This is a genomic window from Rhizobacter sp. P2_H2, assembly GCF_056403375.1.
The window spans coordinates 1-2,382 of the sequence record NZ_JBFUFP010000861.1 but is presented as its reverse complement, the minus strand read 5'-3'; the positions used below and the strand labels follow the sequence as shown (position 1 = coordinate 2,382).

Here is a 2,382-nt window from a genome sequence, read left to right as displayed (position 1 = left end):
GACGCTCAGCAGCCCATCGGCATCGACCTGGAAGCTCACGCGGATGCGCGCCGCGCCCGCCACCATCGGCGGCATGCCGCGCAGCTCGAAGCGCGCGAGCGAGCGGCAATCGCTGACGAGTTCGCGCTCGCCCTGCACCACGTGCAGCGCCATCGCGGTCTGCCCGTCCTTGAAGGTCGTGAACTCCTGCGCACGCGCGGTCGGGATCGTGCTGTTGCGCGGGATGATGCGCTCGACCAGCCCGCCCATCGTCTCGAGACCGAGCGACAGCGGGATCACGTCGAGCAGCAGCAACTCGTCGGCACCGGCATTGCCCGCCAGCGCGTTGGCCTGGATCGCCGCGCCGAGCGCGACGACCTCGTCCGGATTCAGGTTGGTCAGCGGTGCCTTGCCGAAGAAGCCGGCGACCGCCGCCTGCACCATCGGCATGCGGGTGGAACCGCCCACCATCACGACGCCCTGCACTTCTTCCTTCGCGGCCTGCGCATCGCGCAGCACCTTGCGAACAGCCGCCAGCGTGCGCGCCAGCAGAGCGGCGCCGAGCGTCTCGAACTGCGCACGCGTCACGCGTACCGACAGCTCGCCGGACGACAGCGGACTGGCGAGCGTGGCGTGGTCGGAGGACGAGAGCTTCTCCTTCGCGGCACGCGCGGCCACCAGCACCGCACGCTTGTCCTGCGGCGTGTCGGCGCGCAGGCCGGCTTGGTCCAGCGCCCAGTCGGCGAGCGTGCGATCGAAATCGTCGCCACCGAGTGCCGAATCGCCGCCGGTCGCGACGACCTCGAACACGCCCTTCGTCARCTTCAGCAGTGAAATGTCGAAGGTGCCGCCGCCCAGGTCGTAGACGGCGTACAAGCCCTCGGAACCGTTCTCCAGCCCGTAGGCGATCGCCGCGGCGGTCGGCTCGTTGATCAGGCGCAGCACGTTCAGGCCGGCGAGTTGCGCGGCATCCTTCGTGGCCTGCCGCTGCGCATCGTCGAAGTAGGCCGGCACCGTGATCACCGCGCCGAACAGGTCGTCGGCGAAGGTGTCCTCGGCGCGATAACGCAGCGTCGCGAGGATCTCGGCCGACACCTCCACCGGCGACTTCACGCCGTCGATCGTGCGCAGCTGCACCATGCCCGGCGCATCGACAAAATCGTATGGCAGCTTCTCGACGTGCGCGATGTCGCGCAGCCCACGGCCCATGAAACGCTTGACCGAGACGACGGTATTGGCCGGATCGATCGCGGCCTGCGCCAGTGCGCCATGGCCGATCTCGCGCCGCCCTTCGGGCAGGTAGCGCACAGCCGACGGCAGGATCACGTGGCCGGCTTCGTCCGGCAGGCATTCGGACACGCCGTTGCGCACCGCAGCGACCAGCGAATGCGTGGTGCCGAGGTCGATGCCGACCGCGATGCGGCGCTGATGGGGATCGGGGGTGCCCCCCGGTTCGGAAATTTGCAGCAGGGCCATGGTGTCTATTGTCCCAGCGCTTCGAGGCGTTGATCGACGTCGTCGGCAAAGCGYTCTACGAACATGAGGGCTCTGACCTGCTGCGCGGCCGCGGCGGTGTCATGGCGTTCGTCGAGCGTCGCGGCCAGTGCGGCGAGGGCCTGGCGGCGGTGCGCGGCGACCTCGTCGGCCAGCGCCTCGACGGCCGGCAGGCCGGCGGCGTCGTCGAGTGACTCGCGCCACTCCATCTGCTGCATCAGGAAACCGGCCGGCATCGCGGTGTTGTTCTCGGCGTCGATCGAGACGCCACCGAGCTCGCACAGGTAGGCAGCGCGCTTCAGCGGATGCTTCAGCCGCTGGTAGGCCTCGTTCACGCGCACCGCCCATTGCATCGCGACGCGCTGGGCCGCACCGCCCTCGGCTGCGAAGCGGTCGGGATGCACTTCGGCCTGCAGCGCGCGCCAGCGCGCATCGAGCTCGTCGCGATCGAGCGCGAAGCGGCGCGGCAGGCCGAACAGTTCGAAATCGTCGCTATCGAGCTTCATGGCTGGATTTCAGGCAACAAAAAGGCGCGGCTTGCGGCCGCGCCTGGTTCGCAAGCGCCGGGGCGCTAGACGCGGAACGACTCACCGCAACCGCAGCGATCCTTCTCGCGCGGGTTGCGGAACTTGAAACCCTCGTTCAGGCCTTCGCGCACGAAGTCGAGCTGCGTGCCGTCGATGTAGGGCAGGCTCTTCGGATCGACCAGCACCTTCACGCCGCGGTCTTCGAACACCGCGTCTTCGGGCGCCACGTCATCGGCGTACTCCAGCTTGTAGGCCAGGCCCGAACAACCGGTCGTCTTGATGCCCAGCCGGACGCCGACGCCCTTGCCGCGCTTGGTGATGTAGCGCGACACGTGGCGTGCCGCGGCTTCGGTCAGCGTGACGGCCATGGTCTCAGTGCGTC

The 2,382-nt window shown here is 68.8% G+C and carries 3 protein-coding genes; all 3 read right to left on the bottom strand.

The window, feature by feature from the left end; all coding sequences use genetic code 11:
- Positions 1-1,455: Fe-S protein assembly chaperone HscA (hscA, locus tag AC1D15_RS27390; protein ID WP_477828485.1), on the bottom strand; the 1,455-nt coding region annotated here is incomplete at its 3' end.
- A 5-nt stretch (positions 1,456-1,460) separates the two neighbouring features.
- Positions 1,461-1,979 carry a Fe-S protein assembly co-chaperone HscB gene (gene hscB, locus AC1D15_RS27385; RefSeq protein WP_477828484.1) on the bottom strand — a complete coding sequence of 173 codons (519 nt, stop codon included), beginning with the start codon at positions 1,977-1,979 and terminating at the stop codon, positions 1,461-1,463.
- A gap of 65 nt (positions 1,980-2,044) precedes the next feature.
- A complete protein-coding gene (iscA, locus tag AC1D15_RS27380; RefSeq protein ID WP_047502965.1) occupies positions 2,045-2,368 on the bottom strand; it encodes an iron-sulfur cluster assembly protein IscA in 324 nt (107 codons plus the stop codon).
- Between the last annotated feature and the right edge of the window lie 14 nt (positions 2,369-2,382).